Genomic DNA, 14,559 nt, shown 5'->3' on the forward strand with positions numbered 1-14,559 from the left:
CTATTTAACTGCACCTTCAGCCAAACCTTCCTGTAAGCGTTTTTGACTTAAGTAAAGAATAATTAATGTTGGCAATGCCACAATTACTGCTGAGGCCATTACAACCCCCCATTCCGTCAAAGCTTCTTCCGACTGGATTTGACGTAATCCTATTTGGACAGTTCGAACATTATTATTTGTAGAAACAAGTAATGGCCATAGGTACATATTCCAAGCACCTAAAAATTGATAGATTGCTAAAGTAATGAGACTTTGTTTTGAAATGGGCATCACTACATCTTTATAAACTCTCCAGTGATTAAAACCATTTACCCTACTTGCCTCAATTAATTCATTTGGAATTTGTTTAAACGTTTGGCGCAAGAAAAAAGTTGAAAATGCTGATGCTAAGGATGGCAAAGCAATCCCAAAGTAAGAATCAATTAGGTGCATTGCTTTAATTGTTTGAAAATTAGCAATAAATGTTGCTTCAAATGGCACCATCATTGTCATTAAAAATATAAAGAATAGTGGCTCTTTCCATTTAAAATTTAAAAAGACAAATGCGTATGCCGCTAAACTACTCACAATTAACTGCGCAGTTACGATTAACGACGATGTAATTGTCGAATTAATCATCATACGTGGAACATTAGCATTTTGAAACGCCTTTACATAATTTTCAAAATTTAAACTTTTGGGAAACAACGAACCACCTAAGTAATCAATCCCTGGAACAAAGCTAATCATAATTCCTGAAAAAATGGGTAAAATATAAATTACTGCCAACCCGATTAAAATAATATACAGAATTGTAGTTTGGAATTTATTCGATTTTATCATTGGTAGTGTACCTTGCTTTCACTAAATTTTGTTTGAACTAATGTAATAACTACTATGATAATAAATAAAATTACTGCTTCTGCACTTGCCCGCCCACTATTCAAATTAATAAATGAATCTTGATAAATTTGATAAACCAGCGTATTGGTAGCGTTATTTGGTCCACCTTTTGTTAACATATCAATTTGGCCAAACGCTTGAAAAGAATTAATAATGCTTACGGTAATTACAAAATAAAATGTTGGAGAAAGAATTGGAATAATCACTTTACGCATTAAATATGTTTTTTTTACACCCTGAATGGCAGCCGCTTCAAATAATGACGTTTCAATCGATTGAATTGCACCTAAAAAAATAATATATATAAAACCAATATTCATCCAAATAGTCGCAAATGCAACCGCATAAATTGCATATTTAGGATCTGTTAACCATCCAATTGGCTTTTGACCGAAAAATAACATTACTTTATTTAAATAACCATTTACCGGATTAAACATAAATTGCCAAAATATTGAAGAAGCAGCAACCGAAATTCCCATTGTTGAAGAAAAAATAAGCCGAAAAAAAGCCATTCCACGAATTTTTTCACTAGTTAAAAATGCTAACAAAAAACCAAAAATAACCGTTAACGGTACTGTAGCTAATACAAAAATAATGGTTGATTTAAATCCATTTTGAAAAACACTTGATTTCATTGCTATCAGATAATTTTCAATACCCGCAAATGACACCAGTTTTGAACCAGTACTAGTTAAAAAAAGACTCGTATAAATTGTTTTTAGCATTGGATAAAAAACAAATAAACTGAACAATACAATTGATGGCAATAAGAACAATAATGCTACTTTTAAGTCCTTTCCAGTAAATGACTTAGTTTGTACCTTGGCAGAACTTTGTTTCTGTTCTAATATGAGCTTATTTTGCATTATCCGACACATCCTTCTGCTACTGATACTTCTTCAAATGCAGCCAAAATACGACGTTGAGTCGTATGTTCAAATAAATGCATATTCATCAAATCTACTTCAAAATAAACTTTTTGTCCTAATACAAATAATTGTTGGCCTTTTAATTTAGCAATCATTTTATGTTCTAAACAGTCAAACACCACAATTGTTTCGTTCCCTAATTGTTCTACATTAATTACGGTACCTGTTAATTGTGAATTTATTACTTCAGAAAGTTTTAAGTGTTCAGGTCTAATTCCCACGTCAACGGAATTTTGTCCACTTAAAGCGGTTGCTTGTGAAACAGTTAATGGAATATTCACGTCGTAATTATTAGAAATTAGGGCATTTTCTGTACGAGTTAGGGCTAAAAAATTCATCTTGGGTGTCCCAATAAATCCTGCAACAAATTGATTTACCGGATTATTGTAAACTTCTAAAGGTGTCCCTACTTGTTGAATTTCACCACCATTTAGTACAGCAATGCGATCACCCATTGTCATTGCTTCTGTTTGATCATGCGTAACATAAATGATTGTCATACCTAAATTACGTTGTAATTCTTTTATCTGTGTACGCATTTTTTCACGTAATTCTGCATCTAAGTTTGATAAAGGTTCATCCATCAAACATACTTTACGTTTACTTGCAATCGCACGCGCTAACGCCACACGCTGCCGTTGTCCACCTGATAAATTTTTCGGCTTACGATCAACATATTTTTCCAAACTTGTTAATTTTACTGCTTCATTCAATCTTTCTTCTAACTCTATTTTTGATATTTTTTTGTCTTCCAAACCAAATAAAATATTTTCACGAACTGATAAATGGGGAAATAATGCGTAACTTTGAAACACCATTGATATTTTGTGATCTTGTGGGGGTAATTGACTCACATTCCGATCACCAATATAAACATCACCATCTTGAACAGTTTCAAGACCTGCAATCATACGTAGTAATGTACTTTTCCCACACCCTGAAGGACCAACTAACACGAAAAATTCTTTATCATTAATAGTTAAATTGATATCTGATAAAACCTTTTCGTGGTTGTCATAAGATTTTGATAAATGTTTCAATTGAATTGATGGCATTACTGGATCTCCTTTTTCTTAATACCCTTAAGATAGCATCTATTTGTAAAAGGAAACCTTAAAATCCGTAAAAATATCATACATCTTTTTGTAAAATTAATTCTTATGTAATAATCATTTTTATTGATGTTTGTAAAAATTTAACTAAGAATCGATATCCTAGAGTACGCTATCGTAGTTGTGTTTATCGTTATTAATTCAATGATAATTAAAGGAATTAACGCGATTGTTATAACACATTCCGACTAAGGATATCACCGTATGATATTAACGTTACGTAACACCGAACGTAAAAATAACCATAAAAAAGTGCAATAAATTATGTAATAACATAGTTTACAGTGGACTACTGATAGTAATAATATCAGAGATATTGCTATTGTCTGTTAGCTCATATTATCAAAAAAGCACTAAACCTTTGTTGTAAAGGTTTAGTGCTTTTTTGACGCGTAAATTAATCTCAAACTAGGCTAACATGGCTTATTTTTGTTTTGAAAAAACTTCATTAACTACTTGCCGTTGGTCACCTTGACTATCTTTAATACATTCAGCTAACAAGCGTTTGGAAATTTCTAATGAAAAATCATCTTTATGTTCCTCTGATACTTTCATTGCTTGTAATAGCTGATAATGAAATTCATTCAAGCTTGGCTCAGGTAGTCCCGCAGCACAATCTTTAGTAACTTTCATTAATAATAATCCAATATTGATTTTATCCTCAGCCCCCAAGTCTTGTTTAAGAATACTAAAATCAATATCAAATAATAACTCACTTGAACCACCGTGTTCTTCAATCATTTTCATTAATAATGATCGCATAGCCTCAATCTGAGTAACTAAATCCGCTGTCACCTGGTCTTGAAATTCAATTTTTTGCTCTAGTTGATCTAACCGCGCCCCTATTTTTTTCATCGTTAGTTCATCCATCTAACTCAATCCCCCTATGTCATGTTTAATTGGATATATGATAAAAAGCATATTAACAGCAAATCATTGGTTACCAATAATCGTAGCACTTTTCCCACTTTTTAACACGTTTGAGCTATTAAATACAACAACAAAATTGCGTACTGACGCCTATTAAGAGCTTTTTTTATAAAATTTACGATTTATTTATGAGCTTCCCAGACACATGGTCCTAAATGCATATCAGAAAAATATGCAGTAAAGCTCGAATCTTCCGGGCTACATGCATATACACCAAACCTTATTACTTCTGCCCCATGATTCAAATGAGCTATGCGCATTTGATGGTATTCTTGACCATCAAAAGAATACTCAAGTCGAAAATCACTAGCACGCCGACTTAATCGATACCAAATTGCTTGATATTCAGTCGAAACATCTATCGTTGCCCAATCAGAAAAACCATCATTAGTAACTACACTACCCAACCGTTGAAACTGTTCATTTTCGTATTCGGTTGATGATTTTAACCAGTTATCACTATCTAAATACAAGACAATCCCACATTGATCAAAGCGTTGGTGGGTCTTAAATTCCGTTTTGACAGTAAAAGAAAAATATTGTTCAGCCGTCGTCATTTGTAAAACAGGTGCATTATCATTTTGGAACCCGTAATATGTCCGTTGCCATAAATCGGTATGCGGTGCCGTTGTAATTGAAATTTCGTCTACCCCGATATTAAAAGCCTGTGGTTGCCGCGTCCAAACTAGTTCTTGAGTATTAAATTCCATGAGTTAACTCCTTTGAGAACTTTCTCTATTATGCACCTCCCATTATAGGTTACTCTTACGCTAAATTAAAGCTCTTTCAACAAACCTGTACGTACAAGTAACTTGTGGACTAACCATGGGGTTAAATAGCTTAAAGGTAAAATACAGCTAAACGCAATTAGCCATGCACGTAACCACACGCCCCATTCGATTGGCAAGAATACTGGATGTGCGACGTAATAAAAAACCAATGATAAAATGCCGGTATTAATGATGCCGATAATTATTTTAACGACGTGCTTCATGATTAAGCACTCCTTGAGCAAATGTCGGATATTGCAACTGCCCACCGTTAGCTAGCCATTTAGCATTACTAACACCGCGTTCAAAGGGCTGGGCTGGAATAAAGCTTGGGGCTTGTGGGCTGTGCATAACTTGTGCATAAAGCTGTGACCATGTCTCGTTTGCCATTGGTTGGTTATCCACAATGTTATACACACCTTGTGGTAAGGTTAAGGCTTGAATTGCTGCTTGAACCGCATCATTAATGTGGATAAATGAAGTTATCCCCAAGCTCAAAGTTAATTCCCCCGCTGCCATCTGTTGATTAATTAAATTACCTTGATCGTACCACGTACCTGGACCGTATAATGTGCCATATCGTAGAATTGTCCACAAGGGTAATGTTTTAACCGCTTCTTCGAGTGCTAAAATCCCATTAACCGTCGTTTGCCGTGGGGCTGGTGCCGTAATATCTAACGGAGTCTCCTCCGTGGCCAAGTTATCCCCAGGTGCATAACTCCAGGCAATACTTTGTGCGATAATTTGCTTAACTCCGACAAGTTGGGCCGCTTGGACCAAATTTTGGGTCCCAATCGTGCGCACATGGGCATTAGCTACCGAACTCCCATCCTTTAACGCTGTAACTTGATGCATAATCACTGTTGGTTTAAATGTAACTAAAGCCGCTTTAATATCATCCAAGACTAAAATATCACCTTTAAAGGCCGTTATTCCGGCAGCTTCTAAGCGTTGTACGCCGTGCTCTGAAGTCGTTAATCCTCCCACTTCATAACCTAACTTAAGTAATGCTTTACCTAATTGAAAACCGATTAATCCTGTAGCGCCTGTAATAAAAATTCGTTGCATGTTCTGACCTCCGTTATTGTCTAAAACTATTTTAAAGTCCTTTCTACTGGGCTACAATGGATTTATTATCTAACTGTCTGGGTACAGAAAGGAATTGCTGATGACTAAATACGCGACCGTCTTAGCTTATATCACAAGTATGATTAACAACGGCACTTGGCCAGTTGGTACCAAACTACCTTCCATTCGTAGTTTAGCGACCCAATTTCAATGTAATAAAGATACGGTTAGCCATGTATTACAAGAACTTAAATACCAAAATATTATTTATGCGGTTGCTAAAAGTGGAAATTACGTTTTAACTGGGGTTGAACAACCCGTCCCAGCGATTAAGCAACCCATTAAATTTGCTAATTCGATGCCCGATGAGACGTTGTTTCCCTATAATGATTTTCGGGCGTGTTTAAATCAAGTTACCCAAACCTCCCACGAACACTTATTTACGTACTTTAATAATCCCGCGGGTTATCCACCGTTAATTACCGCGATTAATGATTACTTTAATACCCAACATCTCTTCACCCACACCGGTCAAATTACGATTACTTCCGGGATTCAACAAGCGTTATACATTTTAACGCGGATGCCCTTTCCCAATCACAAGCAGACCATTTTATTAGAGCAACCTACTTATCATCAAATGAATGCTTTGGTGGATAACTTAACTACCGATTACTTAACCATTACTCGTGACACTAATGGCCTGGACTGGGAAGAATTAGAAAATATTTTTAAAACTCAGCCAATTAAATTTTTTTATACGATTCCACGATTTAGTGTTCCTTATGGGCAAAGTTATACCAACCGCGAGCGGGCCAAACTATGTCACCTGGCCCAAAAATACGATGTCTATCTTGTCGAAGATGATTATTTTGCTGACTTTGAAAATAATTCACGGGTTAAAACCCTTTATGAACAGGCACATGCCAATCACGTTATCTATTTACGATCTTTTTCTAAAATAATTTTCCCCGCTTTACGGCTTGGTGCAGTCATTATGCCCCAAAAATTATTTGACTCGTTCATTAACGAAAAACAACTGATTGACTACGATACTAATATGTTTATGCAGCGCGCATTGGCCATCTATTTAACGAGTTCAATGTTCACCCGCCATCGCCACCAAATCACAACCGCTTATCATCAAAAAGCACGGCGACTAAATACTTTTTTGCAACAACATGGCATTAAAAAAAATAATCTGGCAACCCAAGTTGTTTTGCACTTTGATACTACTAAAATCAGTGCATCAATGCTGACAGAATTACTGAAACAGCAAAATTTGGAAGTTAATATGTTGACCACTAATTATATTGGTCAGCGGCCATTAAATCTTTTTAGTATTGACGTCCGTAATATGCCTTATGCCACGATTACATCCAATTTAACCGCTCTTTGGACTGTAATTGGCATATATATCATCCGCGACGTTGATGCTTGAAACCAGCTTATAGACAAAAATAAAGGAAGGTCTGTTAATGACCTTCCTTTATTTTTAATGTTCTTTTACATATTGCCTAAACAAACTAACGGCTGTTAATAACGCAATTAAGATAATTAACCAATTTAACACATTAAGTGGTAATTGCTTAACAATTTTAACGGCTACAAATACGCCAATAATACCTCCAATGATAATCCCAGCAAAACCACGCCATTGAACCCGGTCCATTTTGATAAACTCTCGACCTGAAATTGACATAATCATCGCTGCATCCAACATCATGACGGGAAAAGCAATTGTTGGATTAACTCCAATTAACGTAAAGAAAATTAATTCAGGAGCGTAATTTCCAAGCCCAATTGTCATTAAATTACCAATAATAAAATTAAACACAATTCCTAACGGTAGTAACCAACCGTGTAACCCATGAGCGGTATCACTACCAATAACCGTTGGGATGAAAAACATCCGATAAACGATGATCGCAGCTGCCACTACCAAGGCAATTCCGAGTGCTAAGCGCACAACTTGGACATTCCATTTCCGTGTAACGTGCGGTCCAACATACGCCCCGAGGATTGCAGCTAAGGTCATTGGAATTAACGTTGTAATTTCAATTTTAACTGCCGTAATGAATAATAAAGCTTCAAACATAACCGGAATAGCATGAACCGCATTTAAAGTACCTGGTAATTTTGCATCATCATCAGTAAAATGGGTGATTTTAAATAAACCGGTCGTTGTCGCAAATGACCCAATTCCTAGAGTATCACCTAAATCAGTAATGAAACCAATTAGTGCTCCTAGGCCAAATGATTTAAAAATATTAATTTTACGTGTATAAGCTGTCTTAATAATCAGCAGAACAAACAGTATCATCGTTATTATGATGATAATTTGAATTAAATGTAACATTAAACGTTGCTCCATAGCCCTATTCCATTCTAAAAATAATATATATGTGTCTACTGCTTACTTAAGCATAAAAATATGTACAAAAAAATCTCGCATGAATGCGGTGCGACATTACTGTCATTCAAGCTAGACTTAGATAGCAAGCTATCCATCATCATGACGCTTTATACCATCATTCATGGAGATTGATTTGATCTACAAGTAGAATTTAATTGGAGTCAATGAGATTAGTCAACGAGTTCCAAGACAACCATTTGCGCGGCGTCACCACGACGTTGAACTGTCTTAAGAATTCGAGTGTAACCACCATTACGTTCAGCGTAATGTGGTGCCAATTCATCAAATAACTTTTGCAAAGCAGTTTGAACTTTGATGTTATCGCCGTCTTCCTTCACATCAGCAACAACGTTACGAACAAACGCAGCTGCCTTACGACGAGAAGCCAAATCACCATGCTTACCAAGTGTGATCATCTTGTCAGCAGTCTTGCGAACTTCTTTAGCGCGAGCTTCAGTAGTTACGATACGACCATTAACAAGCAAGTTAGTAGTCAAATCACGTAAAAGTGCTTTACGTTGTGAGCTAGTACGACCTAATTTACGGTAACTCATGAATGGATACCCTCCTTTTACTTAAAATTCTTAGTCTTCCTTACGGAAACCTAAATTTAATTCTTGAAGCTTGTGTTGAATTTCTTCTAATGATTTACGACCAAGATTGCGCACCTTCATCATGTCAGCATCTGACTTGTCGGTTAACTCTTGAACAGTGTTAATACCGGCACGTTTCAAACAATTGTAAGAACGAACTGAAAGGTCCAATTCTTCAATAGTCATTTCTAACATTTTTTCTTTGTGCGTTTCTTCCTTTTCAACCATGATTTCAGCGTTCATTGCGGTATCTGTCATTTCAACAAACATCGCCAAGTGTTCCGTTAAAATCTTGGCTGCAAGGCTAATCGCTTCACTAGGAGTGATTGAACCATCTGTAGTAACATCCAATGTCAACTTGTCGTAATCGTCACGTTGACCAACACGGGTGTTTTCAACTTGATAGTTCACTCGTTCGATTGGGGTATAAATTGAATCAATTGCTAACACACCGATTGGCAAATCGTCGCGAAGTGCTTTACTGTCATCAGCTGACAAGTAACCACGGCCACGGTTAGCAGTTAGAGTCATATGCAATGTTGCACCATCGGCAACAGTTGCAATTGCTAATTCTGGATTCAAAATAGAAACATCAGCGTCGCCAAGGATATCACCGGCAGTAACTACCGCTGGACCTTGAACATTCACTTCTAATGTTTTGTCTTCATCGCTATCGATGCGCAATGAAACCTTTTTCAAATTAAGAATGATTTGCGTAACGTCTTCTACAACACCATCAACAGTGGTAAATTCGTGCAAAACACCATCAATTTGGACTGAGCTAATTGCAGCACCTGGAAGTGATGACAACAAAATGCGACGAAGTGAGTTCCCTAATGTTGTACCGTAACCGCGTTCGAGCGGTTCGACAACGAACTTACCATAGTTGCTATCTTCTTCAATCTTGTAAATGTTAGGCTTTTCAAATTCGATCATGCTTATTGTAACCCCTTTCAAAACGCGTACGTTGTATAATTGATTCGATTCCTAAAGAGAATTGAGCTAATTCCCAAAATATGAATTTCCTCGACTAGACGCGACGACGCTTTGGTGGACGAGATCCATTGTGAGGAACTGGCGTAACATCTTTAATTGCTGTTACTTCTAAACCGGCAGCTGCTAAAGCACGAATTGCTGCTTCACGACCTGAACCAGGTCCTTTAACAGTTACTTCAACAGTCTTCATTCCGTTTTCCATTGAACCTTTTGCAGCAGCTTCCGCAGCCATTTGAGCTGCGAAAGGAGTTGACTTACGGCTACCCTTGAAACCAAGTGAACCGGCTGATGACCAGGCAACAGCGTTACCTTGTACATCAGTAATCATAACAATCGTGTTGTTAAAAGTAGCGTGAATGTGAGCCACACCGGCTTCAATATGCTTCTTTACACGACGCTTGCGGTTTGTACGACCTGCCATGAGATATAATCCTCCTTTTCTTTAAAAATTAATTACTTCTTCTTACCAGCAATTGCCTTAGCTGGACCCTTACGAGTACGAGCATTGTTCTTAGTGTGTTGTCCACGCACTGGAAGACCCTTCCGGTGACGGATACCACGGTAAGAAGCGATTTCTTGCAATTGTTTGATGTTCAATGATACTTCACGACGAAGGTCACCTTCGACTTTGATGCCGTCAACAACGGCACGGATAGCATCTTCTTGATCAGCAGTTAAATCGCGTACACGAACGTCTTCAGAAACCTTAGCGTCAACTAAGATTTGCTTAGCAGTTGTGTTACCGATTCCGTAGATGTAAGTCAAGCCAATGACAATACGCTTGTCACGTGGCAAGTCAATACCTGCAATACGAGCCATGAAATTTACCTCCATATATTTTTTTGAGAGCTTTATTATACACTCGAAAGTGTATTAAGGTAATTACTTACCTTGACGTTGTTTGTGTTTTGGGTTTGCTGAGCAAATAACCATAACACGGCCGTTACGCTTGATCACTTTACAGTGTTCGCACATAGGCTTAACTGATGGACGTACCTTCATAATCTATTCCTCCTATTCGGTTAACTGATTATTTAAAGCGATAAGTAATACGACCCTTAGTAAGATCGTATGGTGACATTTCAACAGTCACCTTGTCCCCAGGTAAGATACGGATGAAGTTCTTCCGAATTTTACCAGAAACGTGAGCCAAAATAACATGTCCATTTTCGAGTTCTACTTTGAACATTGCGTTAGGCAAAGTTTCTTTAACAATACCTTCGATTTCAATAACATCACTAGCCACGCTAAATTCCTCCTTGTTGTTTTATCTTAATTATTATATGAGTTTTAAAACCTAAATCATAGATTACTTAATTACCTTAAGCTGAACCCGTTACTTTAACTAATGAAAACTCATAATTAAAATAAGTCAGTTGCAATTTTGACGAGCATTACAGTGATTTTAAAATTTCTTGTGTGTCAGCAAAGACAACATCGATGTCACGAGCGCCATCAATAGTATGAAGGAGCCCTTTACCATTGTAAAAATCAATCAATGGTGTGTTCATCTTAATGTTAACTTCAAGACGATTTTTAATCGTTGCTGGAGTATCATCAGCACGACCACGTGCAAGCAAGCGGTCAGCTAATAATTCAGGTTCAACATCAAAGTTGATCACTGCTGTTAAAGGTTTGTTAAGTTCTGCCAAGATTTCGTCCAAAGCATTTGCTTGAACTAATGTCCGTGGGAAACCATCAAGCATAAAACCATCCTTAGTGTCTGGTTGTGCTAAACGATCCTTAACAATCCCAACTGTAACTTCGTCGGGAACCAATTCACCTTTATCGATGAATTTTTTGGCTTCCAAGCCCATTTCAGTTTCATTAGCCATTGCCTCACGGAAAATATCACCAGTTGAAATGTGCGGAATCGCAAATTCCTTGATAATTTTTTCTGCTTGGGTACCTTTACCTGCACCAGGCAAGCCCATAAGTACTAAATTCAATGCCATGATTTATTCTCCTTCTCTGATGAAACCAACATATTGACGCTTCATCATCAAGCCATCAAGTTGGCGAATCAATTCAATAGCAACACCAACTACAATAAGTAAGCTGGTACCACCAAGTCCGATTGACTGATTTAAGCCCCACACATTAGTTGCGATTAATGGCAACAATGCGATGAAACCTAAGAATAGTGAGCCAACAACTGATAAACGCATCAATAATCTTGAAACCCATTTCTGAGTTTCCTTACCAGGCCAAATTCCTACAATGTAAGAACCTTGCTTTTGTAAGTTTTCTGCTAACTTTTCTGGATTAACTTGAACAAACGCGTAGAAGAATGTAAATAATACAATCAAAACGGTGTACAAGATTGAACCAGAGGTCGTTTGCATACTAAAGACGTTTTGTAGAATTTTAAACCAAGTTGTATCACTATAGTTACCTTGGAAAAATAACAAGAACGTCTGTGGTGTCGCCACAAATGAAGAAGCGAAGATAACAGGGATAACCCCAGAAACGTTAACCTTCAATGGTAAGTAAGACGAATCACCTGAACCAGTTGACCGTCGAGTGTATTGCATTGGAATCTTACGAATTGCTTGTTGCACATAGGTAACAAACACAACAACTGCAATAACTGCAACTGCTAACGCAACGATAAACAACCACCCTTGCCATTGTGAGCCTTGTGGGGCTTGCACAACTTCTTCTTTATATATTTGATAGATACCAGCAGGCATCCGTGCAATAATTCCAGCAAAAATCAACATTGAAACGCCATTCCCAAGTCCTCGCTCAGTGATCATTTCACCAAGCCAGGTAGCAAACATCGTTCCAGCGGTAAGAATCAGCCCAATCATTACATATGTTTGGACATTTGGAGTTTTAACAAGACCCATTGAACTCAATGAGTTAAATCCTGCAGTAACTCCAATTGACTGAACAAACGCCAACACAATGGTTAACCATCGTGTCGCTTGATTAAGTTTGCGTCGACCAACTTCACCTTGCTTTGACCATTCCACAAATCGTGGCACAATGTCCATCTGGAGTAATTGAACCACGATCTGTGCAGTAACGTAAGGTGAGACCCCCATTGCAAACAATGAGTAATTAGTCAACCCACCACCACTGAAAATATTCAAGATGCCAACCAAGCCCGAATTTGCAAGATTTTGAATTGCATGGGCATTGATACCAGGAACGGTGATATAAGCACCAATCCGGTAGATAATCAAAATACCAAGTGTGAAGAGCATCTTGTTCCGGATGTCTTTGACTTTAATGGCATTCTTGATTGTTGTTAGCATTAGAGTACCTCTACAGATCCACCAGCAGCTTCAATAGCTACGACAGCTGAGTTTGAGAACTTGTTAGCTTTAACAGTCAACTTCTTAGCCAATTCGCCATTTCCAAGCACTTTGATACCAGATTTTTCGTTTTTAACGATTCCGGCTTCAACTAACAATGCTGGTGTAACAACAGCACCGTCTTCGAATTTGTTCAAAGTGTCAAGGTTAACGATTGCGTATTCTTTGCGGTTAATGTTAGTAAAACCACGTTTTGGAATACGACGGAAAAGAGGCATTTGACCCCCTTCAAAACCAACACGAACCTTGCCACGAGCCTTTTGACCCTTTTGACCACGTCCAGCGGTTTTACCGTTACCAGAAGAAGTACCACGACCCACACGGTTACGTGTTTGACGTGAACCTTCTGCAGCTTTTAATTCGTTCAACTTCATTAGGTAGGCACCTCCTTATTTTTTTAGTTTTTTTAATTACTTAGCTTCTTCAACAGAAACCAAGTGAGCAATCAAGAATACAGCTCCACGAGTAGCTTCGTTGTCAGGCTTAATAACTGATGAGTTAACCTTGTTTAAACCAAGGGCCTTAACGATCGCACGTTGCTTAGGAAGACGGTGAGCAGCACTCTTAACAAGTGTAATTTTTACATTAGCCATGTGTAAATCCTCCTATTAATCAGCAAGGTGTTCCAATGAAACACCACGTAAAGCAGAAACTTCTTCAGCCTTCTTAAGTGACTTCAAGGCTTCAAACGTTGCGCGAACAACGTTAACTGGAGTACTTGAGCCAAGAGACTTAGAAGTAACGTCGGTAACACCTGCAAGTTCCATAACGGCACGAACAGCACCACCGGCAGCAACCCCAGAACCTTCAACGGCTGGTTTGATCATGATGCGACCACCACCCCAGATTCCGAGAGTTTCGTGAGGAATAGTTGTAGCAACAGTTGGAACTGCAATCAAGTTACGCTTAGCGTCTTCAATTGCCTTACGGATTGCTTCAGGAACTTCCTGAGCTTTACCAGTACCAAAACCAACGTGACCGTTCTTATCACCTACAACCACGAGGGCTGCAAAGCGAAGACGACGTCCACCTTTAACAACTTTGGTAACACGGTTGATAGCAACCACGTTTTCTTCTAATTCACCAAGAGTTTTTGGATCAATAAATGCCATGTTTTTTATTCCTCCTTTCCTTAGAACTTAAGACCGTTTTCACGAGCTGCTTCAGCAAGCACTTGTACACGGCCGTGGTATAAGTAACCACCACGATCAAAGACAACGTCTTCGATACCAGCCGCAACAGCGCGCTTAGCAACTTGAGCACCAACAAACGCAGCCTTTTCAGACTTAGTTGTGCCAGTAACGTCCTTGTCAAGTGTTGAGGCACTTGCTAACGTCACACCCGCTACGTCATCAATCACTTGAGCGTAGATGTTTTGGTTTGAACGGAAAATGTTCAAGCGTGGGCGTTCAGCAGTACCAGAGATTTTTGCGCGAACGCGGCCGTGGCGACGTTGGCGAGTTTTGTTCTTATCTGGTTTTGAAATCATTTGAGTAACCTCTATTTTCTAATCTAGAAAGATATACTAGTTAAGTAA

The 14,559-nt window shown here is 38.0% G+C and carries 21 protein-coding genes; 1 reads left to right on the forward strand and 20 read right to left on the reverse strand.

Annotation, left to right across the window (positions count from 1 at the left end):
- The 7 genes from LQZ75_RS04340 to LQZ75_RS04370 form a co-directional block, all read right to left on the reverse strand.
- Positions 1–822 carry a carbohydrate ABC transporter permease gene (locus LQZ75_RS04340; RefSeq protein ID WP_230096630.1) on the reverse strand — a complete coding sequence of 274 codons (822 nt, stop codon included), beginning with the start codon at positions 820–822 and terminating at the stop codon, positions 1–3.
- Positions 819–1,751: a carbohydrate ABC transporter permease gene (locus tag LQZ75_RS04345; RefSeq protein ID WP_230096631.1), complete on the reverse strand. Its 933-nt coding sequence runs from the start codon at positions 1,749–1,751 to the stop codon at positions 819–821. The genes LQZ75_RS04340 and LQZ75_RS04345 overlap by 4 nt, the downstream gene beginning before the upstream one ends.
- Positions 1,751–2,869, reverse strand: coding sequence for an ABC transporter ATP-binding protein (locus LQZ75_RS04350; protein ID WP_230096632.1), 1,119 nt, complete (start codon positions 2,867–2,869; stop codon positions 1,751–1,753). The genes LQZ75_RS04345 and LQZ75_RS04350 overlap by 1 nt, the downstream gene beginning before the upstream one ends.
- A 480-nt stretch (positions 2,870–3,349) precedes the next feature.
- A complete protein-coding gene (locus LQZ75_RS04355) occupies positions 3,350–3,796 on the reverse strand; it encodes a hypothetical protein (RefSeq protein ID WP_230096633.1) in 447 nt (148 codons plus the stop codon).
- A gap of 182 nt (positions 3,797–3,978) precedes the next feature.
- Positions 3,979–4,566 (reverse strand): DUF1349 domain-containing protein, encoded by a 588-nt coding sequence (locus LQZ75_RS04360; RefSeq protein ID WP_230096634.1) that lies wholly within the window; start codon positions 4,564–4,566, stop codon positions 3,979–3,981.
- Between the two features lie 65 nt (positions 4,567–4,631).
- A complete protein-coding gene (locus LQZ75_RS04365) occupies positions 4,632–4,850 on the reverse strand; it encodes a hypothetical protein (RefSeq protein WP_230096635.1) in 219 nt (72 codons plus the stop codon).
- Positions 4,834–5,694, reverse strand: a complete 861-nt coding sequence (locus LQZ75_RS04370; RefSeq protein ID WP_230096636.1) for an NAD-dependent epimerase/dehydratase family protein — start codon at positions 5,692–5,694, stop codon at positions 4,834–4,836. Before LQZ75_RS04370 ends, LQZ75_RS04365 begins: the two co-directional genes overlap by 17 nt.
- A 100-nt stretch (positions 5,695–5,794) precedes the next feature.
- Between LQZ75_RS04370 and LQZ75_RS04375 the strand changes: the two genes are divergently transcribed.
- Positions 5,795–7,135, forward strand: a complete 1,341-nt coding sequence (locus LQZ75_RS04375) for an aminotransferase-like domain-containing protein (protein WP_230096637.1) — start codon at positions 5,795–5,797, stop codon at positions 7,133–7,135.
- A 54-nt stretch (positions 7,136–7,189) separates the two neighbouring features.
- On the opposite strand, the gene LQZ75_RS04380 is transcribed toward LQZ75_RS04375, so the two are convergent.
- The 13 genes from LQZ75_RS04380 to rplR form a co-directional block, all read right to left on the reverse strand.
- Positions 7,190–8,068, reverse strand: a complete 879-nt coding sequence (locus LQZ75_RS04380; RefSeq protein WP_230096638.1) for a sodium:solute symporter — start codon at positions 8,066–8,068, stop codon at positions 7,190–7,192.
- Between the two features lie 212 nt (positions 8,069–8,280).
- Entirely contained in the window at positions 8,281–8,664 is a 384-nt protein-coding gene (rplQ, locus tag LQZ75_RS04385; protein ID WP_168722236.1) for a 50S ribosomal protein L17, read from the reverse strand.
- A 30-nt stretch (positions 8,665–8,694) separates the two neighbouring features.
- Positions 8,695–9,639: a DNA-directed RNA polymerase subunit alpha gene (locus LQZ75_RS04390; RefSeq protein ID WP_230096639.1), complete on the reverse strand. Its 945-nt coding sequence runs from the start codon at positions 9,637–9,639 to the stop codon at positions 8,695–8,697.
- Between the two features lie 94 nt (positions 9,640–9,733).
- A complete protein-coding gene (gene rpsK, locus LQZ75_RS04395) occupies positions 9,734–10,120 on the reverse strand; it encodes a 30S ribosomal protein S11 (protein ID WP_230096640.1) in 387 nt (128 codons plus the stop codon).
- Between the two features lie 32 nt (positions 10,121–10,152).
- Positions 10,153–10,518, reverse strand: a complete 366-nt coding sequence (rpsM, locus tag LQZ75_RS04400; RefSeq protein WP_168722239.1) for a 30S ribosomal protein S13 — start codon at positions 10,516–10,518, stop codon at positions 10,153–10,155.
- A gap of 63 nt (positions 10,519–10,581) precedes the next feature.
- Positions 10,582–10,701, reverse strand: a complete 120-nt coding sequence (gene rpmJ, locus LQZ75_RS04405; protein ID WP_010621648.1) for a 50S ribosomal protein L36 — start codon at positions 10,699–10,701, stop codon at positions 10,582–10,584.
- Positions 10,702–10,729: 28 nt separating this feature from the next.
- Entirely contained in the window at positions 10,730–10,945 is a 216-nt protein-coding gene (infA, locus tag LQZ75_RS04410) for a translation initiation factor IF-1 (protein WP_230096641.1), read from the reverse strand.
- Positions 10,946–11,093: 148 nt separating this feature from the next.
- Positions 11,094–11,654 carry an adenylate kinase gene (locus LQZ75_RS04415; protein ID WP_230096642.1) on the reverse strand — a complete coding sequence of 187 codons (561 nt, stop codon included), beginning with the start codon at positions 11,652–11,654 and terminating at the stop codon, positions 11,094–11,096.
- Positions 11,655–11,657: 3 nt separating this feature from the next.
- Positions 11,658–12,962, reverse strand: coding sequence for a preprotein translocase subunit SecY (gene secY, locus LQZ75_RS04420; RefSeq protein ID WP_230096643.1), 1,305 nt, complete (start codon positions 12,960–12,962; stop codon positions 11,658–11,660).
- Positions 12,962–13,396, reverse strand: a complete 435-nt coding sequence (gene rplO, locus LQZ75_RS04425; protein ID WP_168722243.1) for a 50S ribosomal protein L15 — start codon at positions 13,394–13,396, stop codon at positions 12,962–12,964. The genes secY and rplO overlap by 1 nt, the downstream gene beginning before the upstream one ends.
- A 36-nt stretch (positions 13,397–13,432) precedes the next feature.
- On the reverse strand, positions 13,433–13,615 hold the full coding sequence (gene rpmD / locus LQZ75_RS04430) for a 50S ribosomal protein L30 (RefSeq protein ID WP_168722244.1): 183 nt from the start codon (positions 13,613–13,615) through the stop codon (positions 13,433–13,435).
- 15 nt (positions 13,616–13,630) lie between these two features.
- Entirely contained in the window at positions 13,631–14,134 is a 504-nt protein-coding gene (rpsE, locus tag LQZ75_RS04435) for a 30S ribosomal protein S5 (RefSeq protein WP_168722245.1), read from the reverse strand.
- A 20-nt stretch (positions 14,135–14,154) separates the two neighbouring features.
- A complete protein-coding gene (gene rplR, locus LQZ75_RS04440) occupies positions 14,155–14,511 on the reverse strand; it encodes a 50S ribosomal protein L18 (RefSeq protein ID WP_168722246.1) in 357 nt (118 codons plus the stop codon).
- Between the last annotated feature and the right edge of the window lie 48 nt (positions 14,512–14,559).

Origin of the sequence: Periweissella fabaria (assembly GCF_918814575.1) — a bacterium.
GTDB lineage: Bacteria > Bacillota > Bacilli > Lactobacillales > Lactobacillaceae > Periweissella > Periweissella fabaria.